20 protein-coding genes are annotated in these 19,908 nt (G+C 71.4%); 8 read left to right on the forward strand and 12 right to left on the reverse strand.

The genetic code is table 11. The features are described from left to right. Positions 1-14: 14 nt before the first annotated feature. Positions 15-1,979, reverse strand: a complete 1,965-nt coding sequence (locus AC3E6M_RS13650) for a GDSL-type esterase/lipase family protein (protein WP_138177997.1) — start codon at positions 1,977-1,979, stop codon at positions 15-17. Between the two features lie 133 nt (positions 1,980-2,112). Between AC3E6M_RS13650 and AC3E6M_RS13655 the strand changes: the two genes are divergently transcribed. After that, on the forward strand, positions 2,113-2,730 hold the full coding sequence (locus AC3E6M_RS13655) for a DedA family protein (protein ID WP_138177995.1): 618 nt from the start codon (positions 2,113-2,115) through the stop codon (positions 2,728-2,730). A gap of 102 nt (positions 2,731-2,832) precedes the next feature. On the opposite strand, the gene AC3E6M_RS13660 is transcribed toward AC3E6M_RS13655, so the two are convergent. Continuing rightward, on the reverse strand, positions 2,833-3,594 hold the full coding sequence (locus AC3E6M_RS13660) for a fructosamine kinase family protein (protein ID WP_138177993.1): 762 nt from the start codon (positions 3,592-3,594) through the stop codon (positions 2,833-2,835). Positions 3,595-3,640: 46 nt separating this feature from the next. Between AC3E6M_RS13660 and AC3E6M_RS13665 the strand changes: the two genes are divergently transcribed. Continuing rightward, a complete protein-coding gene (locus AC3E6M_RS13665; RefSeq protein ID WP_138177991.1) occupies positions 3,641-4,423 on the forward strand; it encodes a DNA/RNA non-specific endonuclease in 783 nt (260 codons plus the stop codon). A 6-nt stretch (positions 4,424-4,429) separates the two neighbouring features. Here AC3E6M_RS13665 and AC3E6M_RS13670 read toward each other — a convergent pair whose 3' ends face one another. From AC3E6M_RS13670 to AC3E6M_RS13680, 3 genes are all read right to left on the reverse strand, one after another. Further along, on the reverse strand, positions 4,430-5,032 hold the full coding sequence (locus AC3E6M_RS13670) for a class I SAM-dependent methyltransferase (RefSeq protein ID WP_138177989.1): 603 nt from the start codon (positions 5,030-5,032) through the stop codon (positions 4,430-4,432). Positions 5,033-5,179: 147 nt separating this feature from the next. Next, the gene (locus AC3E6M_RS13675; RefSeq protein ID WP_138177987.1) at positions 5,180-5,824 is read right to left on the reverse strand and encodes a CE1759 family FMN reductase; all 645 of its coding nucleotides are present in this window, start codon (positions 5,822-5,824) and stop codon (positions 5,180-5,182) included. A gap of 1 nt (position 5,825) precedes the next feature. After that, on the reverse strand, positions 5,826-7,031 hold the full coding sequence (locus AC3E6M_RS13680; RefSeq protein ID WP_171024398.1) for an LLM class flavin-dependent oxidoreductase: 1,206 nt from the start codon (positions 7,029-7,031) through the stop codon (positions 5,826-5,828). Between the two features lie 165 nt (positions 7,032-7,196). Here AC3E6M_RS13680 and AC3E6M_RS13685 point away from each other — a divergent pair, with 165 nt between their 5' ends. Next, positions 7,197-8,306, forward strand: a complete 1,110-nt coding sequence (locus AC3E6M_RS13685) for an acyltransferase family protein (RefSeq protein ID WP_394529778.1) — start codon at positions 7,197-7,199, stop codon at positions 8,304-8,306. Between the two features lie 77 nt (positions 8,307-8,383). On the opposite strand, the gene efeB is transcribed toward AC3E6M_RS13685, so the two are convergent. Genes efeB through efeU form a run of 3 tightly spaced genes read right to left on the reverse strand, consistent with a single transcriptional unit; the run spans position 8,384 to position 11,914 of the window. Beyond that, positions 8,384-9,697: an iron uptake transporter deferrochelatase/peroxidase subunit gene (efeB, locus tag AC3E6M_RS13690; protein WP_138176629.1), complete on the reverse strand. Its 1,314-nt coding sequence runs from the start codon at positions 9,695-9,697 to the stop codon at positions 8,384-8,386. Between the two features lies 1 nt (position 9,698). Continuing rightward, entirely contained in the window at positions 9,699-10,928 is a 1,230-nt protein-coding gene (gene efeO, locus AC3E6M_RS13695; RefSeq protein WP_490530229.1) for an iron uptake system protein EfeO, read from the reverse strand. Continuing rightward, positions 10,925-11,914, reverse strand: coding sequence for an iron uptake transporter permease EfeU (efeU, locus tag AC3E6M_RS13700; RefSeq protein ID WP_138176635.1), 990 nt, complete (start codon positions 11,912-11,914; stop codon positions 10,925-10,927). The genes efeO and efeU overlap by 4 nt, the downstream gene beginning before the upstream one ends. Before the next feature lie 346 nt (positions 11,915-12,260). Between efeU and AC3E6M_RS13705 the strand changes: the two genes are divergently transcribed. Then, positions 12,261-13,277, forward strand: a complete 1,017-nt coding sequence (locus AC3E6M_RS13705) for an isopenicillin N synthase family dioxygenase (protein ID WP_138176638.1) — start codon at positions 12,261-12,263, stop codon at positions 13,275-13,277. 209 nt (positions 13,278-13,486) lie between these two features. On the opposite strand, the gene rpsO is transcribed toward AC3E6M_RS13705, so the two are convergent. Beyond that, complete coding sequence (gene rpsO / locus AC3E6M_RS13710) at positions 13,487-13,756, reverse strand: 30S ribosomal protein S15 (RefSeq protein ID WP_013583433.1); 270 nt, start codon at positions 13,754-13,756, stop codon at positions 13,487-13,489. A gap of 165 nt (positions 13,757-13,921) precedes the next feature. Between rpsO and AC3E6M_RS13715 the strand changes: the two genes are divergently transcribed. The 3 genes from AC3E6M_RS13715 (at position 13,922) to AC3E6M_RS13725 (ending at position 16,454) form a co-directional block, all read left to right on the forward strand. Beyond that, positions 13,922-14,143: a DUF167 domain-containing protein gene (locus AC3E6M_RS13715; protein ID WP_138176641.1), complete on the forward strand. Its 222-nt coding sequence runs from the start codon at positions 13,922-13,924 to the stop codon at positions 14,141-14,143. Further along, positions 14,140-15,441, forward strand: a complete 1,302-nt coding sequence (locus AC3E6M_RS13720; protein ID WP_138176645.1) for an MFS transporter — start codon at positions 14,140-14,142, stop codon at positions 15,439-15,441. The genes AC3E6M_RS13715 and AC3E6M_RS13720 overlap by 4 nt, the downstream gene beginning before the upstream one ends. 95 nt (positions 15,442-15,536) lie before the next feature. Next, the gene (locus AC3E6M_RS13725) at positions 15,537-16,454 is read left to right on the forward strand and encodes a DMT family transporter (protein ID WP_138176648.1); all 918 of its coding nucleotides are present in this window, start codon (positions 15,537-15,539) and stop codon (positions 16,452-16,454) included. Between the two features lie 63 nt (positions 16,455-16,517). On the opposite strand, the gene AC3E6M_RS13730 is transcribed toward AC3E6M_RS13725, so the two are convergent. From AC3E6M_RS13730 to AC3E6M_RS13740, 3 genes are all read right to left on the reverse strand, one after another. Further along, on the reverse strand, positions 16,518-17,078 hold the full coding sequence (locus AC3E6M_RS13730) for a YceI family protein (RefSeq protein ID WP_138176651.1): 561 nt from the start codon (positions 17,076-17,078) through the stop codon (positions 16,518-16,520). 147 nt (positions 17,079-17,225) lie between these two features. Beyond that, on the reverse strand, positions 17,226-17,591 hold the full coding sequence (locus AC3E6M_RS13735) for an FKBP-type peptidyl-prolyl cis-trans isomerase (protein ID WP_138176654.1): 366 nt from the start codon (positions 17,589-17,591) through the stop codon (positions 17,226-17,228). A gap of 162 nt (positions 17,592-17,753) precedes the next feature. After that, on the reverse strand, positions 17,754-18,923 hold the full coding sequence (locus AC3E6M_RS13740) for a PrsW family intramembrane metalloprotease (RefSeq protein ID WP_138176656.1): 1,170 nt from the start codon (positions 18,921-18,923) through the stop codon (positions 17,754-17,756). Between the two features lie 102 nt (positions 18,924-19,025). Here AC3E6M_RS13740 and AC3E6M_RS13745 point away from each other — a divergent pair, with 102 nt between their 5' ends. Next, positions 19,026-19,892 (forward strand): fumarylacetoacetate hydrolase family protein, encoded by an 867-nt coding sequence (locus AC3E6M_RS13745; RefSeq protein WP_138176659.1) that lies wholly within the window; start codon positions 19,026-19,028, stop codon positions 19,890-19,892. Positions 19,893-19,908: the final 16 nt, after the last annotated feature.

The raw sequence follows: 19,908 nt of genomic DNA on the forward strand, positions 1-19,908 counted from the left end.
ACCCACGACGGCGATCAGGACGTCGTGCGCTGACGCTGGCGGTCGCCGCGCGTGGGCAGCTCGACGTACCCGTCGTGCTTGGGGAGGATGCCGTCGCCGGCGGTGCGCCCGCGAACTCGACGCCACACCCAGGGCAGGGCGTCGCGGGTCAGCCACCCGCGCTGGGGCACGTCGTCGTCGGCGTGCAGCGCTTCGTCGAGGTCGGACAGCTCTCCGGCGTCCGGCACGCCCAGCGCCTCGGCCGCGCGATAGGCCACCAGGCGGTGACCCCGCGAGCGCAGGTGCACGAGGTCATCGGCCCACAGCGGCAGTTCGCCGATCTCGGCGACCGCTTCCAAGTCGAGCAGGATCGCGCCGTGCGCACGGGCGATGCGACGCAGCTCCACGTTGTAGGCGGCGAAACGGCGAGCGAAGATACGCGCGGCCGCCCGCCGGGGCAGGAACGTCGTCACCAGGAGCACGTCGGCGCCGGTGCGACGCACGGCGCGAACGGCGGACTCGACCTCGGCCACGAGCGCCGGGATCACCGGCGCGGGACCGACCAGGTCGTTGGCGCCGATGAGGATCGAGACGAGGTCGGGTCGCAGGGCGAGGGCGGCCGGGATCTGCTCGTCGATGAGGTGCCGCACCCGCCGGCTGCGCACGGCGAGGTTCGCGTACCGGAACGGGCCCTCGTCGCTCGTGTGCGCGAGCAGTTCGGCGAGGCGGTCGGCCCACCCGCGGAACTGTCCCGACGGCATGCGCGATGCGTCGCACAGTCCCTCGGTCAGCGAGTCGCCCAGGGCGACATAGCGCGTCCAGCGCCCGCGCGCCCGCGGCGCCGGGACCTCGGGCCGTTGCCCCCCGCGCACGAGCATGCCCTCGTCCATCGTCCTCAACGCCGCGGCCTCGCGGTAGTGCCCGACCAGATCGTGCGTCAGGGCCTCCCACGTGCGTCCGGCCACGGCATCCCGGGCCGCGCGTGCGAACGCCTGCCGCTTCGACTCGTCGCCGACGAGGTCGGCCACGCGTGCGCGCAGGTCGTCGAGGTCGCCCGGTCGGTACAGCCAGCCGTCGACGCTGGAGCGGACGAGGTCGACGGGACCGCCGACGCCGGTCGCGACCACCGGGACGCCACTGGCGAGCGCCTCCTGGATCGTCTGCCCGAAGGTCTCGCTCTCACCGGGGTGCACGAACACGTCGAACCCCGCCATCGTCGACGCCAACGCCGAACCCGAGAGGTGACCGGTGAACACGGCATCCGGAATCGCCTTCTCCAGCGCGGGACGCGACGGGCCGTCGCCGACGACGACCAGACGCGTCCCGGGCAGATCGGCGAGCGCCCGCAGGTCGTCGACCTGCTTCTCGGGGGCGAGTCGGCCGACGTAACCGACGATGCGCTCCCCTCCCGGCGCGACCGCGGCGCGCCAGGCCTCGTCGCGGTGCTCGGGGGCGAAGCGCACGGCATCCACTCCCCGGCCCCACCGGCGCACGCGGTCGACGCCGAGCCCCTCGAGCTGACGCATCGACGCCGACGAGGGCGCGAGAGTGAGCGTCGCCCGGCGGTGCAGCCGCGTGACGTGCCCCGCGACGAGGGCGGTCGCGTGCGGCAGGCCGTACTTCTGGGCGTACGCGATGACGTCGGTCTGGTAGACGGCGACCGAGGGGATCTTCAACGCCTCGGCGGCGGCGAGCCCCTGCCAGCCGAGCACGAACGGGGATGCCAGGTGCACGACGTCGGGGCGGAACTCCCGCAGCAGACCGCCCAGGCGCGCCGCACGGGCGAACACCACGCGGACCTCGGGGTACGACGGCAGCGGAACCGAACGCAGCAGCTCGGCGCGGGCGCCGTGGAGGTCGGCGGTCACATCGCCGGATTTGGGGGCGATCACGAGCGTCTCGTGGCCCGCCTCCGCCAGATGGCGCAGGACATGGAGAACGGAACCGGTGACCCCGTTCATGTGCGGGAGGAAGGATTCGGCCAGCAGCGCGACTCTCACGCCTCCAGGGTGGGACCCGCGGACCTGCGGGGGCGTCGATCCTGGCCCGACGTTCGCGATGTTCACCGGATGATCCGCGCGGGGTCACCGCCTGGACGGCATCGCGTCCCGATCGGCGGCGGAGAGTGACGTGATGGACGGGATCGACGCGTGGCTCGCAGGCGTCGCGGCGAGCCCGTGGGCGCTTCCGGCGATGGCTCTCCTCGTCTTCGCGGACGCGTTCCTCGTCGTGATCCCGGGTGAGGCGGCCGTCACCGCCTTCGGAGCCCTGGCCGTCGCGAACGGCACTCCTCCGCTCTTCGCGGTGATCCTCGTCGCGGGGGCGGCGGCCTTCTGCGGCGACCTGTGCTGCTACCTCGTGGGGCGCGCGGTCGGCGTCGAGCGGTGGCGCTGGATGCGCGGTCCGCGCGTGCGCGGCGCGTTGGAATGGGCACGGGCGCGGCTCGAGCGCAACGCCGCGGTCGTGCTGTTCACCGCGCGGTTCGTGCCGTTCGCCCGACTCGCGGTGAACCTCGCGGCGGGTGCGTCGCGGGTGAATCCGGCGCGCTACCTCGGTGTCGCCGCCGCGGCGGCCCTGGCGTGGGCCGCGTACCAAGCGGTGATCGGTGCGGTCGTGGCCGCGATCGTCCCGGGCGGGCCGGTGGTCGCGGTGATCGTGTCGATCGTGGTGGCCGTGGGCATCGGGGTCGGCATCGACATGGTGCTGGCCCGGCGCGCGCGTCGGCGTGCCGCCAAGGACGTCGCGGCGTAGTCCCTCGGCCGCGCGTCGAATCGCACGATCTCCGCGGCACCCCGGCCGCGAGCTGCGATGGCCGCGAGAGCCCGCGGATCCCGGATGCCGCCACTCCCGGCGTCAGCCGAGCGCGAGCGTCCGCTCGGCCGCGTCGACGAGCGCGCGGCCGTAGGACGGCCCGTGCCCGGCGGCGTGGACGGCGAGCGGATGCAATTGGTGCACGGGCACGCGATCGTGCCAGCCCTCGCGCAGCGGGTGCGCGCGATCGTACGCGTCGACGATGTCGTCGAAGTGGGGGCAGCCGAACAGCGCGAGCATCGCCAGGTCTGTCTCGCGATGGCCGCCGTGCGCCGCGGGGTCGATGAGCACGACCCCCTCGGGCGACCACAGGACGTTCCCCGCCCAGAGGTCGCCGTGCAGCCGGGCGGGGGCGTCGCCGTCGTCGAAAGCCCCGGCGGAGATGAGCGCGCACGCGCGCCGGACGACCGCGGCGCCGGATGCCGAGAGGTTCCCCGCCGCGACGGCGGAGGCGAGGAAGGGCTCGACGCGCTGCGCGGCGTAGAACGCGCCCCACGTCGGATTCGGTCGGGACGGCTGCGACCGACGCCCGATGAAGATGTCGCCCGCCCAGCCCGGTGGCGGAGCGCCGAACGCCGAGGCGCCCGCGTCGTGGGTGGCCGCGAGGGCGGCACCGAACGCGGCCGCGGCGCCCGCGCTCGGGCGCGCCTCGCCGATGCGCTCGAGGACGATGCGCGTCGGTTCGACCTCGATCACGCGCACGGTGCGCGCGCCGCCGGCCTCCGCGAGCCACTCCAGTCCCGCGGCCTCCGCCGCGAAGAACCCCTGCGGCGCGTCGTCCCGGGTCTTCACCAGCCGTTCCATCGCTCCAGTCTGTCGCGATGTCGGAGGTCAGGGGCACGATGGGGCGATGAGCGACGGTTTCGACCCCGACTTCCTCGGCATCCCCCTGCCCCTCCCCTCGCCCGCCGTCGACACGATCCGGCTCGACTACCCGCGTTTCTCGGTGCTGCTCGACCCCGAGCGGCGCTTCGCCGCGGTCACCGGAGTGATCATCGACGGCGTGCGCCTGCAGGACCCGCCGCGCGCGGGCGAGTGGCGGCTCGACCCGCGCGCCCCCGCGACGACCCAGGCCGGCCCCGAGGTGTACAGCCGCAACGACCTCGATCGCGGTCACCTCGTGCGGCGTCGCGATCCCGGGTGGGGCAGTGCGTCCGAGGCTCGGGATGCCACCGCCGCGACGTTCTTCTACCCCAACGCCGCCCCGCAGGCGGCGGGGTTCAACCAGTCGAAGGAGCTGTGGCTGGGACTGGAGGATCACGTCCTCGCCTACGCCGAGAGCACCGACCAGCGGATCGCGGTGTTCACCGCGCCCGTGCTCGGTGACGACGACCCGGCGTATCGCGGCATCCGTGTTCCGTTGCGGTTCTGGAAGATCGCGGTGTGGCGCACCGGCGAGCGCCTCGCCGCGGCGGGGTTCGTGCTCGACCAGACCGATCTCGTCGACACGAGACAGGGACTGACCGTGCCGCCGCTCGGGGCGTTCCGGACGTTCCAGGTGCCGATCCGCGACATCGCCACCGAAGCGCGTGTCGACGTCCGAGACCTCGCCGGCGCCGACGTCCTCGCGCGTCCGGGCGTTCGGCCCGCCGGTGCCCGCGAACTGCGGAGCACGGCGGATATCGTGCTCTGACCCGGGTCAGGCCACCCGCACGGCGTGCAGCACCGTGTCCACGGCCGCGTGGGAATGACCGCCGCGCAGCTCGGCGTCCGCGGTGCCGCGGACCACGCGCTCGCAGCGCTCGACGCGGAACCGCTCGTCGAGGGCACCCCGCAGCAGCTCGGGGGTGTAGAGGATCGCGGGGTCGGAGGGGCCGTGGCCCCCGGCGGCGATGTTCTCGACGTCGTGACCGACCACGACGAGGGTTCCGCCCACCGCGACCCAGTCGGCGATCCGGGCCACCGCCGCCGCACTGTCCGCCAGGTGCAGGTAGCACGACACGACCAGGTCGACGGATGCCGCCGGCTCCCACGCGTGCACGTCGGCGCGCACCCACGACACGGCGTCGCCGCCGGGTCGGTCCGCGGCGATCGCCAGGGCCTCGGCCGAGAAGTCCACCCCCGTGACGCTCCACCCCCGCGCGGCGAGCCACAGCGCCGTACGGCCGTCCCCGGTGGCGACGTCGATCGCCGTGCCGGGGCGCAGCGCCTCAGCGATCTCGCGGACCGTCGCGGGGGGCTCGCTGGCCCACACTCCTCCGGCGGAGGCGCGGTAACGCTCGTCCCACTGCTCGGCATCCATGTCCCTCACCCTAGGGGCCCCGTGCGACGTCGGTGATCGGCACGACCTCCGCCCGGCGCTCCGCCGAGCGGCTGAGGTTGCGCGGAGGGCGCGCCCGGCAGCACGAAGCCCCGCCGCCACGGACGGGCGACGGGGCTTCGGGGGAGATCACTCGCCGGAGAGACCACCGAGGAGGTGTCCGAACGACTTCCCGGCACCGAGGTACGAGGCGGGGTCGAAGGGATCGGCGTCGCGTACGGGCTCCCGGGCGGCGATCGCCTCGGCGAACTCCCGCGCGCCGCGGTCGACGCGCGCGCCCAGCGGGGCGACCTCGTCGGCGGTCGCGCCCCAGTCACTGGATGCCGCGAACACGCCGGTCGGCACGGGGTTGGCGTGCAGGTAGGTGAACAGCGGCCGGATGGCGTAGTCGATCGCGAGCGAGTGGCGGGCCGTGCCGGCGTTGGCGCCGAGGAGGACCGGGGTCCCCGACAGCGCCTGCGGGTCGAGCACGTCGATGAACGACTTGAACAGCCCCGAGTAGCTCGTGGAGAAGATCGGCGTCACCGCGATGATGCCGTCGGCCGAGACCACGGTGTTGATCATCTGCTCGAGGGCGGGCGGAGCGAACCCCGTCAGCAGATTGTCGGTCAGGTCGTGGGCGTAGTCGCGCAGCTCGAACACGTCGGCGGTGGCGTCGATCCCGCGCTGGCGCAGTTCGGCGAGCGCGGCGTGAGCGAGACGGTCGCCGAGCATGCGCGTCGACGACGGCGTGGACAGCCCCGCGGTCACGACCGCGATACGGCGGGCGGTCATGTCAGGCCCCCACTCGGGTCGCGGCGGCACCGAAGGCGCTGCCGGCCTTCGCCGGGGCGTCCTGGTAGGGGCTGCCGGCGGTGAGGTTGTCGCCGCGGTTGGCGCCGGGGACGGCCTGGCGCGGAGCGGCACCGGCGTAGATCTTCTCGACGAGGTTGGCATGCGTGGGCGCGTCGGGAACCTCGGCCGGGCGGTTGACCTGGAACTCCTTGCGCAGTGCCGGGACGACTTCGCCGCCGAGGATGTCGAGCTGCTCGAGCACGGTCTTGGTGGGAAGACCCGCGTGGTCGATGAGGAAGAGCTGGCGCTGATAGTCGCCGAACGTCTCGCGCATCGCGGCGTAGCGGTCGATGATCTGCTGCGGCGAGCCGACGGTCAGCGGCGTCATCTCGCTGAAGTCCTCGAGGCTCGGGCCGTGGCCGTACACGGGCGCGTTGTCGAAGTAGGGGCGGAACTCCCGCACCGCGTCCTGCGAGTTCGCGCGCATGAACACCTGGCCGCCGAGGCCGACGATCGCCTGCTGGGGAGTGCCGTGGCCGTAGTGGGCGTAGCGCTCGCGGTACAGCGTGATGAGGCGCTGGTAGTGCTCCTTGGGCCAGAAGATGTTGTTGGCGAAGAAGCCGTTGCCGTAGAACGCGGCCTGCTCGGCGATCTCCGGGGTGCGGATCGAACCGTGCCACACGAACGGGGGAACGCCGTCCAGCGGACGAGGGGTCGAGGTGAAGCCCTGCAGGGGCGTGCGGAACTTGCCCTCCCAGTCCACGACGTCCTCGCGCCACAGCTTGTGCAGCAGATCGTAGTTCTCGATGGTCAGCGGCAGGCCCTGACGGATGTCCTTGCCGAACCAGGGGTAGACGGGGCCGGTGTTGCCGCGGCCGAGCATGAGGTCGGCGCGACCGCCCGAGACGTGCTGCAGCATCGCGAAGTCCTCGGCGATCTTCACCGGGTCGTTCGTGGTGATGAGGGTCGTGGAGGTCGTGAGGATGAGGCGCTCGGTCTGCGCGGCGATGTACGCCAGCGTCGTGGTGGGCGACGAGGACCAGAACGGCGGGTTGTGGTGCTCGCCGAGCGCGAAGACGTCGAGCCCGACCTCTTCGGTGTGCTTCGCGATCGTGAGCGTGTCCTGGATGCGCTGGGCTTCGCTCGGGGTCTTGCCGGTGGTCGGGTCCTGGGTGATGTCGCTCACCGTCATGACACCGAACTGCATCCCGGGCCAGTTGGTCGTCTCGTTCACGATGCCCCTCCTTTTTGTATGCATCTGAATATACATGGGAGAACGCCTCCCGCGGGGTTTTATTCCGCCCTACCCCATCGGCATCCCCCGACCCTCCCCGTCGACCCGCGACGGGGCACCGGGTTATCGTGGCGCGCGATGACGACTCCGGATGCCACGCCCCTCCGCCCCGCGAAACCCCGGGTGCCGTTCTGGGACAACGCCCGCTTCGCCGCGATCGTCCTGGTCGTGTTCGGCCACGCGATCCAGCGCCTGACGTACGACTCGGATGCCGCCGAGGCGCTGTACCTCCTGGTGTACGCGTTCCACATGCCGCTGTTCGCCCTCGTCTCGGGGTACTTCTCGTCGGCGGGCGAGCCCACGCGGCAGCGCATGGCGCGAGTGATCACCGACCTCGTCGCGCCCTACCTGATCTTCGAGGCGCTGTGGACGCTCACGCAGTTCCTCGTGACCGGCCGGACGAATCTCGATCCGGCACAACCGGCGTGGACGCTGTGGTTCCTGCTGGCCCTGGCGCTGTTCCGCCTCGTTCTGCCGTACCTCGTGCTCCTCCGCGGCCCGGTGTGGTGGGCTCTGGGGATCTCGATCGTCGCAGGGTATCTGCCGAGCCTCGACTCGACGTTCTCGCTCTCGCGCTTCCTCGGGCTCCTCCCCTTCTTCACGCTCGGCTGGTGGCTGCGCGAGCACGATGCGGTCGCCCGCTACCGGATGCTCGCTCACCGACCCGCGTGGCTGCGCGGGGTCGCCGTCGCCGTGCTCGCGAGCGCCGGCGTCGCCGCGTTCGCGCTCGTCGACGTCTGGCGCGACATGCGTCTGGGGACGTGGTTGTTCTTCGTCGACGGCTACGCCGATCTCGGCGCCCCGCAGTGGTGGGCCGGAGGTGTGCGCCTGGCGATCATCGCGCTGGCGCTCGTCCTCATGGCCGCGTTCCTCGTTCTCGTGCCGCGCCGCGAGACGCGGTGGACGGCGCTCGGGCGGTACACGATGTACGTCTACCTGCTCCACACGTTCGTGCTGTACCCGTTCCGCCAGTCCGGGATCCTGCGGGGCCTGGAGCCGATGGGACTGTGGATCCCCGTCGTCGCTCTCGGCAGCGTCGCCATCGCCGTGGCACTCTCGAGCCGTCCGGTGCGGCGGGTGTTCCGCCCCCTCGTCGAGCCGCGCCTCCCCTGGCTCTTCCGCGACCGTGCGCTCGGCACCGGCCGCGGGGCCGCGGCATCCCCCACCCCGCCGTCGACGCGCCGATGAACGGCGTGCCGAGTGGGACACGCCACGACACGGAGTGTCTCACTCGGCACGGCGTTTATCGTCAGCGGGAAGCAGAGTCAGGCGCCCAACAGCCCCGCCCCGACCGACTGCCCGGCGGACGGAGCCGGCGGCACCGCCCAGAGCCCCGAGCCGACGTGCTTGAGGTACTCCCCCATCGCGTCGGTGGACAGCGCGCGCTGCAGCGCGATGTACCGGTCGGGGCTGCGCTGGAACGACAGGAAGAACAGCCCCGCGTTCAACCGGCCGAGGTCGGTGTTCCCATCGACGAAGTTGTACCCGCGACGGAGGATCCGGATGCCGCCGTTCATATCGGGATGCGCGAGCCGCACGTGGCTGCGCGCATCGATACGGGGCGTACCCGCCGCATCCGTCGCCGAGAAGTCGGGAGCGGAGAACTCGTCACCGCCCGACAGCGGCGCCCCCTGCGCCTTGTCCCTGCCGACGACGCGGTCCTGCTCGGCGAGACGCGTGCGATCCCAGGTCTCGATGAGCATCGCGATGCGCCGCGCGACGAGGTACGACCCGCCGGCCAGCCACGCCGGCCCCTCGGATGCCGGGACCCAGACGTTCTCCTCCAGCGCAGCGGTGTCGTCGGCGAGGATGTTGGCCGTGCCGTCCTTGAACCCGAAGAGGTTGCGCGGCGTGGCCTGATCACTCGTCGTCTTCGAGGTGCGGCCGAAGCCCAGTTGCGACCAGCGGATCCGGGCCCGGCCGAACGCGATGCGGCTGAGGTTGCGGATCGCGTGCACGGCCACCTGCGGGTCGTCGGCGCACGCCTGGATGCAGAGGTCGCCGTCCGAGCGATCCGGGTCGAGATCGTCGCCGAGGAAGGCCGGCAGACGCTCGAGCCCCGGCGGACGCTGATCGGCCAGGCCGAAGCGGTCGTCGAAAAGCGACGGACCGAATCCGAACGTGATCGTGAGGTTGCTCGCGGGAAGCCCCAGAGCCTCGCCGGTGTCGTCCGGCGGTGCCTCGGGCGATCCTCCGACCGCACCGGTCGCACTGACGTCGAGCCCCTGCATCATGCGGGTCGCGGCATACGTCCAGTCCTGCAGCAGCGACGCGACGTCGTCCCGCGTGGTGCGGGCCATCATGTCGAACGCGGCGAAGTGCAAGTGGTCCTGCACCGAGGTCGTGATGCCCGGTTGATGGATGCCGGATGCCGGTGCCACGGCATCCATCGCCTGTCGCGCCTGCTCCTGGCCGTAGGCGGCACCCCCGACGACCCCCGCGCCCGCGCCGACGATGAGACTCGTGGCGCTCGCGCCGAAAGCGAGACCGATCAGGTCGCGGCGCGACACCCCGCCGACGGGCGTCGCCGAGTCGTCGACCGGGTTCGTCGCCTCCGGGGTGTTCTCGTCGTCGCTCATCTCACTCCAAGACGGTGACGGTGAGCTGCGACAGCGGCTCGGCGAGGGCGTTGATGAGGTCGGTGAACTGGCGCTTGTCGTCCTCGGTGAGCTGAGCGTAGGCCACGAAGCCCGCCTCGGAGGAACCGTGCGCCGCGAGAGCCGACTCGAGGTCGGCGTAGCCGGTGTCGATCCGCGCCACGAGCGAGGCACCCTTGTCACCCTTGGACTCGGCGAAATCGCGCACGAGCGAGAACGCCATCTTGGAACCCTCGACGTTGGCCGCGAAGTCGTAGAGGTCGGTCCCCGACCACCAGTCCTCTTCGCCGCTGATCTTGCCGGTCGCGACCTCGTCGAGCAGCGCGATGGCGCCGTTGGAGATTCCCGCGACGCCCTGCGCGTTCAGGGTCTGCTGTAACTCGTCGGAGTGCACGTAGTCGTACAGCTGCTGCGTGTCGGCGATCAGGGTGTCGCCGTAGGACGCACGCCCGGCGGGAGTGGACGGCGCCCAGTCCTTCCAGGCCGGGGTCTCGCCGTCGGCGTTGAGGGCGTCCTGCGCCGGGACCCACAGGTCCTTCTCGATGCGGTGGAAGCCGGTCCAGGTCAGGCCCTCGGCGACCGCATCCACTTCGCGGTAGTCGATACGCGGATCGAGGTCGCCCAGCGCCTCGGCGATCGGCTCGATGCGCTCGTAGTACGCGCGCACCCGCGGGAACTGCTCGCGCGCCGCGGCGTCGTCTCCGGACTCGTACGCGGCGGCGAAGGTCTGGACAGCGGGCAGGAGCTGGCCGACCTGATCCTTGACGAAGGCGGCGTACAGGTCGATGGCCTGTTGCTTCTGCTCGGCATCCTCTCCGGTGATCTCGACGGCGTCGCCCGTCACCGCGAACGCGGCACGACCCACGCCGTCGCCCACCATGCCGGGCTTGCACAGCGTGAAGTAATCCCCCGGCTGCGCGGTGACCGTGAGCGTGCGCGACGCCCCGGGGGCGACGTTCTCGACCTCACCGACGATGCGCAGACCGTCCGAGGCGAGCAGGTAGAACTCCGTCACCTGATCGCCCTTGTTCGCCACGTCGAAGGCGAGCGTGCCGCTGGACGCGGTCGCCGCCGAGACGTCGCAGCCGTCCGCCGTCGAGGTGACGGTGAGGGCGCCGCTGCCGGCCGCGTCCGTCTTGGCGACGCAGCCCGAGAGGACGAGGACGGCCGCGCCGACCGCAGCCGTGGCCGCAAGGAGGCGAGTCGAGTTCATGATGCTCCGTTCGGGTGGGGAACGGATGCCGCGGCGGGAGCGGCATCCGGAATCGAGGACGGCGACATCGGCGTGGGCGCGACATCGTCCGTGGGGGTGCGCGGGGCGGTCGGGCGGCGGTTCGCCCGGACGCCGCGGACGAAGAGCGGGACGACGACGGCCACGTACAGCACCCAGGCGACGACCTGCAGCCACGTCATCTGCGGCATGAAGCCGACCGTGGCCTGCAGCAGCGCCGCCAGCGCACCGCCGGGGGCGATGACGCCCGAGAGGTCGAAGGCCCAGCCGAAGGGGAAGGCCGCCCAGCCGACGGCCACGATGCCCGTGGCGGTGTCGATCGGCGCCGCCGCCCCGAACGGGCCCGGGAGCGCCCCCGCCTCCTGCAGGTCGTGGACGGCGTACGCCAGGACGCCCGCGGCGACCACGATGAGGAACGCACCGGTCCAGGTGAAGAAGCGGCCGAGGTTCAGTCGGAGCATCCCGCGGGCGATCAGCCAGCCGAGCACGGCGGCGGCCGCGAGGCCGAGGACGGCACCCAGCAGAGCCAGCGGCGCGTCGCCGAAAGACTGCACCATCGACCACAGTAAGAGCGTCGTCTCGACACCCTCGCGCGCGACCGAGACGAAACCGATCGCGACGATCGCCCACACGCCGCCGCGGAGCGCGCGGTCGACGCCGCCCTCGAGGCCGGACTTGAGGGTGCGGCCGGCCCGCTGCATCCAGAAGATCATCCAGGTCACCATCGCCACAGCCAGCAGCGACAGAGATCCACCGATGAGCTCTTGCGCCTCGAAGGTGAGCATGTAGGCGCCGAAAGTGAACACCGCTCCGATGCCGACCGCGAGCGCGATAGCGAGCCCCACGCCGATCCAGAGCCGCGGCAGGGCGTCGCGACGCCCGAGCCGCGATAGGTAGGCGACGAGGATGCCCACGACCAGGGCCGCTTCGAGGCCCTCACGGAGGCCGATGAGGAAGGTGGCGAGCACGGGCGGTGACCGACTTTCGGGATTCGGGTGGGAGCCGCCACGCTGCGGGTAGGTAAGGGCAGCCTCACCTGACTCAGCCACATTACGCAATGAGCGCACTCCCTCGCACCCCACCGATCGGCGGGCCACCCCCGCCGGTCGGGGGATATCCGTTCGTCGGGTGACCCCGGGTGGGGGGCGTCACATTCCGCTCGGGGCGGGAGTTTTGCGCCCCGATCGGGAAAATCCGCCCCCGACCGCGCGCGTCGACCGTCCCACCCGCGGGCACCGCACCGACGGCGGGCCCGCCCCGGTAACCGTCGGCAACAATCGCCGCGACGTGCGCGCGGCGATCTAGCCTCGTCGCATGTCCGAGCTGAACCTCCCGATCCTCGACCTCTCGCTCCTCGACCAGGGGCCCGAGGCAGCCGCCCGCTTCCGCGACGATCTGCGCACCGCGACACGCGACGTGGGCTTCTTCTACCTCACCGGAACGGGGATCAGCCCCGAGCTCGAGGCCCGCCTACTGCAGGCGGCGAAGGACTTCTTCGCCCTGCCCGAGGCCGAGAAGCTCGCGATCGAGAACGTCACCAGTCCCCACTTCCGCGGCTACACCCGCGTGGGCGGCGAACTGACCCAGGGGCGCGTCGATTGGCGCGAGCAGATCGACATCGGACCCGAGCGCGACGCGATCACCGATCCCGATGGCCCGGGCTACAACCGCCTCGTCGGCCCCAACCTCTGGCCGCCCGCCCAGCCGGAGCTTCGCGAGGTCGTGACCGAGTGGCACGACCGCCTGACCGAGATCTCCCGCACACTGCTACGCGCCTGGGCGCTCTCGCTCGGCGCCGAGGAGGAGTACTTCGATCGCCACTTCGGCGACCCGCAGACCCTCATCAAGATCGTGCGGTACCCCGGGAAGGACGACCCCACTCCCCAGCAGGGGGTCGGAGCGCACAAGGACTCGGGCGTCCTCACGCTGCTGTGGGTGGAGCCCGGCAAGGGCGGCCTGCAGGTCCAGCGCGACGGCGAGTGGGTGGACGCTCCCCCGGTCCCGGGGGCTTTCGTCGTCAACATCGGCGAACTGCTGGAGTACGCGACGCAGGGCTACCTCACGGCGACGAACCACCGCGTGATCTCGCCGCGGTACCCCGACGAGCGGATCTCGGTCCCGTTCTTCTTCAACCCGGCGCTCGACGCGGTCCTCCCGATCATCGACCTGCCCACCGAGCTGGCGGCCGACGCCCGCGGCGTCTCCCAGGACCCGACGAACCCGATCCACGCCACCTACGGCGAGAACGCACTGAAGTCGCGCCTGCGCGCCCACCCCGACGTGGCGGAGCGCTGGCACCCCGACCTGCTCGCCGCCCGCGCGGCATCCTGAACCTCGCCCCTTCCCCATAAACGCCTCCTGCACCGGGAAACGCTCGCCGAGAGCGTGTCTCAGTGCAGGAGGCGTTTATCGGTCGATGCCACACCCCGCGCCGCCACACCCGACCGCAGCCGCAGCACCTCGCCGGGGAATGACGAAGGCCGCCCCACACCGTGGGGCGGCCTTCCAAGAATGTTTTGCGCGATAGAACGCTGGCGCGATTAGCGACGCAGACCGAGACGCTCGATGAGCGAGCGGTAACGGTTGATGTCGACATCCTGCAGGTAACCCAGCAGGCGACGGCGCTGACCGACGAGCAGGAAGAGTCCACGGCGCGAGTGGTGGTCGTGCTTGTGGATCTTGAGGTGCTCGGTGAGGTCCTTGATGCGCTGCGTCATCATCGCGACCTGCACCTCGGGGGATCCGGTGTCACCGGGGTGCGTCGCGTACTCTTCGATGATCGCCTTCTTGACGTCTGCTTCGAGTGCCATAGATGGGATCCCCTTCCTCTTGTTGCGCGGCGCCCGACGCCTGATGCGTGGGCTCTCTTTATCCGCGGCCGATCCAACGGCAACCGCATGAGTCTACCAGCATCCGGATGCCGACGCCCACCGCCGCACGCGCCCCTCGCTCGCGGAGTGCCGTAGCCTCGACGCGTGCAGTTCACCGTCCGCGTCAAGCCCGGGAGCCGGCGCGGGCCCCTCGTCGAAGACGGACCCGACGGCCTCGTGGTGCACGTGCGCGAGCGGGCCGTCGACGGTGCCGCGAACACCGGAGTGGTGCGCGCCCTCGCGGAGCACTTCGGCGTCCCGCCGCGCGACGTCGAGATCCTGCGCGGCCACACGTCCCGCGTGAAGCGCGTCGAGGTCGACGCGTGAGCCACCGCGGGGCCCTCATCGACCTGCGGCCCCTCACGACGTCGCCGGCGTTCGCCCGGCTGTGGATCGGCTCGACCCTGTCGGGCATGGGCGGGCAGCTGACGATCGTCGCGGTGATGCTGCACGTCTTCGAGCTCACGCAGAGCACGTTCGCCGTGTCGATGATCGCCGTCGCAGGGCTCCTCCCCATGATCGCGGCGGGGCTCTACGGCGGGATGCTCGCCGACGCGTTCGACCGTCGCACGGTCGCCCTCGTCGCGGCGACGGTGACCTTCGTCTCCACGGCGCTGCTCGCCGCGCTCGCCTGGACAGGCCTGGAGACCGTCGGCTGGCTGTTCGTCCTGAGCGTGGTGAACTCCGCCGCGAACTCGATCGTGCTGGCCACGAAGTCGGCGATCACCCCGCGACTGCTGCCGCGCGAGCTGCTTCCGGCCGCGGCGGCTCTGCAGGGCGTCACCGTCGGGATCATGGTCATGGCTGGTCCGGCCCTTGCGGGCGTGCTGGTGGCCGTGGCCGGGTACGCGTGGACCTATTCGCTCGACGTCCTGCTCATGACGTCGCTGTTCCTGGGGTTGTGGTCGCTGCCGCGGCTGCGGCCCGAGGGCGAGATCGTGCGCCCGGGATGGCAGTCCTTGCGCGACGGTGCGCGGTTCCTCCGCAATGCGCCGAACATCCGCCTGCAGTACCTGCTGGACATCACCGCGATGACCTTCGGCCAGCCGGTCGCCCTCTTCCCCGCGATCGGGGCCGTCCTGCTGGGCGGTGGGGCGATCACGACCGGCGTGCTGACCGCGGCGGTCGCGGCGGGCGCGTTCCTGTCGAGCCTGTTCTCGGGACCCGTCGGACGCGTACGTCGGCAGGGCCTCGGCATCGAACGGGCGATCCAGGTGTACGGGCTCTCGATCGGGGCGTTCGGCCTCGTGCTGCTCGCGGCGACCCTGGGCTGGATGCGCCCCGCGGACACCGGCGAAGGCACCGGCGCCGTCGCGCTGATCGTCCTCGCGGCGATCACGCTGGCCGTCTCGGGCGCCGCCGACAACGTCAGCGCGATCTACCGCTCGACGATGATGCAGGCCGCCGTCCCGGATGCCGTGCGCGGGCGCCTGCAGGGCATCTTCATCGTCGTGGTCGCCGGCGGGCCGCGCATCGGCGCCCTGTACGCGGGCACCCTCGCGACGCTCACCATGCTCTGGGTGCCGCCACTGCTGGGCGGCATCCTGATCCTCGCCCTCGTGGGGCTGCTCGTGCGTCTGACTCCGCGCTTCCGGGAGTACGACGCACTCCACCCCGTGCCGTGAGCCTCGTCGCGAGCGCCCGGCCAACCGCCGGCGGATTCCGGACGTCTCACCCGCCCGGGTCCGCGCGGCGACGACACCGGGCCTAGGGTCGGGACGTGGCATCCGGTCCTTCCCCCTCCCCCGTATCGATCACGGTCCAGTTCGTCCTCACGGGCATCGTGTGGGGATCGAGCTTCCTCTTCATCGCCGTCGCCCTGATGGGCATGACCCCCGCGCAGGTCGCCGGCGGGCGACTGCTCTTCGGCGCCCTGGCCCTGGCCGCGGTCGTCGCGATCCGCCGCGAGCGCCTCCCCCGCACCGTGCGGGTATGGGCCCACCTGAGCGTGCTGAGCGTGACGTTCTGCGTCGTGCCGTTCCTCCTCTTCGCGTGGGCGGAGCAGCACGTCTCGTCGGGTCTGGCGAGCATCTTCAACGCCACAACGCCGATCATGACCGCGATCATGGCGTGGGCGGTATTCCAGGTGGAGCGCCTGCGTCCGGGGCAGCTCATCGGGATCGCGATCGGCATCGTCGGGGTCGTGGTGATCATCGCCCCCGGCGCGATCGCCGACATCGGCGGCAGCACGATCGCCCAGGTCGCCCTCCTCGGGGCGACCGCCTGCTACGGCTTCAGCCTCGCCTACATGCGACGCTTCCTCGGCGACACGGGCCTGTCGGGCATCGCTTTCGCCTTCGGCTACATCGGTCCCGCCGCGGTGCTCATGCTCCTGCTGTCGCCCGTGATCCTCGCGGAGCCGATGCAGCTGACCGTCCCGATCGTCGCGAGCATCGTCGCGCTCGGCGTCCTCGGCACGGGACTGGCCTACGTGTGGAACCAGAACACGTTGCGCGCGTGGGGCCCGACCCGCGCCTCGACGGTGACATACATCACGCCCGTCGTCGGCGTCGCGCTCGGCATCCTCGTGCTCGGTGAACGCCTCACGTGGAACGAGCCCGCCGGTGCGGTGATCGTGTTCCTCGGCATCCTTTTGGTGCAGGAACGGATTCGACTGCGCCGCACCGTCCGCCCCTGAGCGGCCCGTCGACGACGAAGACCCCGGATGCCGTGGCATCCGGGGTCTCGAAAAGTCAGGCGATCAGGCCTGGAGCGCGAACTGCAGGTCGAGCTCGATGGTGACGTCCTTGCCGACGAGCACACCGCCGGTCTCGAGCGCGGCGTTCCAGGTGAGGCCGTACTCCTCGCGGTTGATGACCGTCTTGGCGGTCGCGCCGGCCTTGTAGTTGCCCCACGGGTCGGTGCCGAAGCCGCCGAAGTCGATCGCGAAGGTCGCGGGCTTGCTGACGCCACGGATGGTGAGCTCGCCGTCGACGAGGAAGTCGCCGTTCTCGACGCGCGTTCCGGTCGAGCGGAAGTCCATCGTCGGGTACGTCTCGATGTCGAAGAACTCGGCGGAGCGGAGGTGCTGGTCGCGGCCCTCGTCCTTGGTGTCGACCGAGGTGACGTCCACGGACGCCTCGACGGTGGCCTCGAGCGGGTTCTCCGGGGCGACGAGGGTGGCGCTCTTCATGCCGAAGGTGCCGCGGACCTTGGAGATCATCATGTGGCGAACGGTGAAGGTCACCTCGCTGTGCGAGGGGTCGAGCACCCAGGTGCCCGCCTTGTAGCCGGGGATCTCGAGCGTGGTCGTGTCGGTCATGTCACTCCTTGAGGTCTGGGGAGCCGGTTCGGCGTCCTGCCGATGCCCAACTCTCATTCATCCGAATGTATTCCACGTTCGCGGAAAATGACGAACCCGAAGAGGCCGCGGCCCCCTCGGGTTCGTGAACAACCGGTGAAACGCCGGTCAGCCGACCTTGATCAGGTCGATGATGAAGATGAGGGTCTTGCCGCCGAGGAAGTGCCCGCCGGCGGGGCCGTACGCCAGGTGCGGCGGGATCACGAGCTCGCGGCGTCCGCCGACCTTCATGCCCGGGATGCCGTCCTGCCAGCCCTGGATCAGGCCGCGCAGGGGGAACTGGATGCTCTCGCCGCGTCCCCACGACGAGTCGAACTCCTCGCCCGACTCGTACTCGACACCGGCGTAGTGGACGGTGACGGTGTCGCCGGGCTTGGCCTCGTCGCCGTCGCCGACGATGATGTCGCGGATGACGAGGTCGGAGGGGGCGGGGCCGCTGGGAGCGTCGAACTCCGGCTTGGTGCGATCAGTCATGACTCCATCCAAGCACGACCACGGCGCCCATGACGGCCCCGGACAAAGACTCAGCGCCCGGTGCCGCGGCGATGCCTGCGTGTCTCCCGAGCGCTGAGTTGGTGTATATCGATGGTGCTCCGCCACCGCGACGCTGTCAAGACCCCTCCGGGCGTTCCCGACTCAGGGCGCCAGGAGTGCTGCGCGGGCCGCGGTCGTCTGCTGCAACAGCGCGCGCTCCTGCGTCGCCGCGGTCGCATCGCGCCCCGACAGCGCGCGCTGGCGTGCGGCGGCGAGCGCCGTGGCATCCCGGATGAACGTCCGCATCTGGGCCGAGCGGTCGCCGGGCAGCGACCGCGCCCACGCCACCGCCGAGCGGCGACCGGGACCCGTGGCGAGCATGTCGACCTCCTGCGCGGTGAACCAGCCGGCCGCGGCGTACTCCCCCAGCCGTGCGCGCGTGAGCCGCGCCTCCTCCCGGCGGAGGGCCAGGATGCCGAGGATGAACAGCACGAACAGCGGCACCTGAAGGGTGGCGTACAGCTCGAAGAAGTTGAAGAACGCCGCCGAGCCGTTCCACAGTGCGTGCAGCACGATCGCTCCGACGAGGCCCGGCACGGCGTAGCGCAAGGCCGGACCCGTCCGCAGCGCGCGACGGGCGGCGAGGCCCAACGCGAAGCCGGTGAGGCTCGTGAACATCACATGCGCGAACGGCGAGAGCACCGCCCGCAGGAAGAACACACCGCCCACCTGCACCGCCCCACCCTCGATGAAGCTCACCGCGAAGTACTGCACGTTCTCGGTGAACGCGAAGCCCGCGCCGATGAGCGCGCCGTAGACGATTCCGTCCACGGGGCCATCGAACGAGCGACGGGCACCCGCGTAGAGCAGCAGCAGGCCGAGCCCCTTGGCGACCTCCTCGACGATCGGCGCCTGGACCACGGACCCGAAGGTGTCGCCGAGGCCGCCGACGAGGAGCGCGAGCACCGCGTCGACCCCGAGGGCGATGGCCACCGACGCGATCGCTCCCCACGCGACGGCGAAGACGAGCAGCCGGCGGGGCTCCGGCTCCCATCGATCGATCAGACGCACCGCGAACCACACGATCACGAACGGCACGACGGCCAGCAGGACGCCGACGAGCGACGCCGCCGCTCCGAGGAAGCGCACGAAGTACAGCACGAGGAGAGCCAGCACCGGGACGAGCAACGCGGCGGCGACCCACAGGATCACTCCGCTGCGGCGGGCGCGCGCGGGGACCGCAGCGGCTACCGGCGCACTCGAACGGGGGGCATCGGTGATCGGCGCGGGCTTGCCCGGGCCCGGCTGCCACAGGGGCGACGGGTAGCTCATGCGCACAGCCTAGGGGCGCTCTCGCGAGGGGCCGCGTCGCAAGCGCTGCACACCGCATCGGTGCCGGGCACCTCGCGTCGTGCGGCCCGGTAGCGTGGGGGCATGCGTTTCGCCCACGTCCGATCCCCGGAGGCGGCGGATGCCCCTCGCCTCGTCAGCGTCCACGGCGAGGAGTATGCGTTCGTCGACGAGCTCTTCCCGGGTGCTCCCGCGACCCTCGAGCAGCTCATCGCCGGCGGCGAGGCGCTCCTGGACCGCGTGCGCGGGGCCGCGGACACCGCGCCGCGGCATCCTCTCGAGGGCGTCCGGTTCGCCTCGGCGGTGCTCGCTCCCCCCACGATCCTCGCGGTCGGGCTGAACTACGCGGCGCACTCGGGCGAGCTGGGCTTGAAGACGGATGCCGGTCCCACGGTGTTCGTGCTGTGGCCGAACTCGCTCACCGCCCACCACGAGACCACCTCGTGGCCCCGCTCCCTCAGCGAAGCGGTCGACTACGAGGCCGAGCTCGGCGTCATCATCGGACGCCCGGGTCGAGACATCGCCGAGTCCGACGCCCTCGACCACGTGTGGGGCTACACGGTGGTCAACGACATCACCGCGCGCAACATCCAGTTCTCGGAAGCGCAGTGGTCGCGCTGCAAGTCGTTCGACGGCTTCACCCCGACGGGGCCTTTCGTCGTCACCGCCGACGAGATCCCCGACCCGCAGGATCTGCACATCTGGACGGTCGTCGACGGGCACACGGTGCAGGATGCCACGACAGGACAGATGGTGCGGTCGGTGGCGACGCTCGTGCACAAGCTGTCCGAATCCGCGACGCTGCTGCCCGGAACCCTCATCTCCACCGGGAGCCCCGGCGGCGCCGGATACTCGCGCGACCCGCAGATCTTCCTGCGCGACCGCTCCACGGTGACCGTCGGCATCGACGGCATCGGCGAGCTGACGACCCACTGCCGCATCCTGGACTGACGCGCCGCGGGCCCGC

Source organism: Microbacterium sp. SCPM-O-B-15248 (M128) (genome assembly GCF_058214835.1).

Excerpts from the sequence above, each read along its gene's own strand:
- AC3E6M_RS13655 (WP_138177995.1), top strand. The coding sequence starts at position 2,113 with ATGGACGGGATCGACGCGTGGCTCGCAGGCGTCGCGGCGAGCCCGTGG.
- AC3E6M_RS13660 (WP_138177993.1), bottom strand. The coding sequence starts at position 3,594 with ATGGAACGGCTGGTGAAGACCCGGGACGACGCGCCGCAGGGGTTCTTC.
- AC3E6M_RS13665 (WP_138177991.1), top strand. The coding sequence starts at position 3,641 with ATGAGCGACGGTTTCGACCCCGACTTCCTCGGCATCCCCCTGCCCCTC.
- AC3E6M_RS13670 (WP_138177989.1), bottom strand. The coding sequence starts at position 5,032 with ATGGATGCCGAGCAGTGGGACGAGCGTTACCGCGCCTCCGCCGGAGGA.
- AC3E6M_RS13675 (WP_138177987.1), bottom strand. The coding sequence starts at position 5,824 with ATGACCGCCCGCCGTATCGCGGTCGTGACCGCGGGGCTGTCCACGCCG.
- AC3E6M_RS13680 (WP_171024398.1), bottom strand. The coding sequence starts at position 7,031 with ATGCAGTTCGGTGTCATGACGGTGAGCGACATCACCCAGGACCCGACC.
- AC3E6M_RS13685 (WP_394529778.1), top strand. The coding sequence starts at position 7,197 with ATGACGACTCCGGATGCCACGCCCCTCCGCCCCGCGAAACCCCGGGTG.
- efeB (WP_138176629.1), bottom strand. The coding sequence starts at position 9,697 with ATGAGCGACGACGAGAACACCCCGGAGGCGACGAACCCGGTCGACGAC.
- efeO (WP_490530229.1), bottom strand. The coding sequence starts at position 10,928 with ATGAACTCGACTCGCCTCCTTGCGGCCACGGCTGCGGTCGGCGCGGCC.
- AC3E6M_RS13705 (WP_138176638.1), top strand. The coding sequence starts at position 12,261 with ATGTCCGAGCTGAACCTCCCGATCCTCGACCTCTCGCTCCTCGACCAG.
- rpsO (WP_013583433.1), bottom strand. The coding sequence starts at position 13,756 with ATGGCACTCGAAGCAGACGTCAAGAAGGCGATCATCGAAGAGTACGCG.
- AC3E6M_RS13730 (WP_138176651.1), bottom strand. The coding sequence starts at position 17,078 with ATGACCGACACGACCACGCTCGAGATCCCCGGCTACAAGGCGGGCACC.
- AC3E6M_RS13735 (WP_138176654.1), bottom strand. The coding sequence starts at position 17,591 with ATGACTGATCGCACCAAGCCGGAGTTCGACGCTCCCAGCGGCCCCGCC.
- AC3E6M_RS13740 (WP_138176656.1), bottom strand. The coding sequence starts at position 18,923 with ATGAGCTACCCGTCGCCCCTGTGGCAGCCGGGCCCGGGCAAGCCCGCG.
- AC3E6M_RS13745 (WP_138176659.1), top strand. The coding sequence starts at position 19,026 with ATGCGTTTCGCCCACGTCCGATCCCCGGAGGCGGCGGATGCCCCTCGC.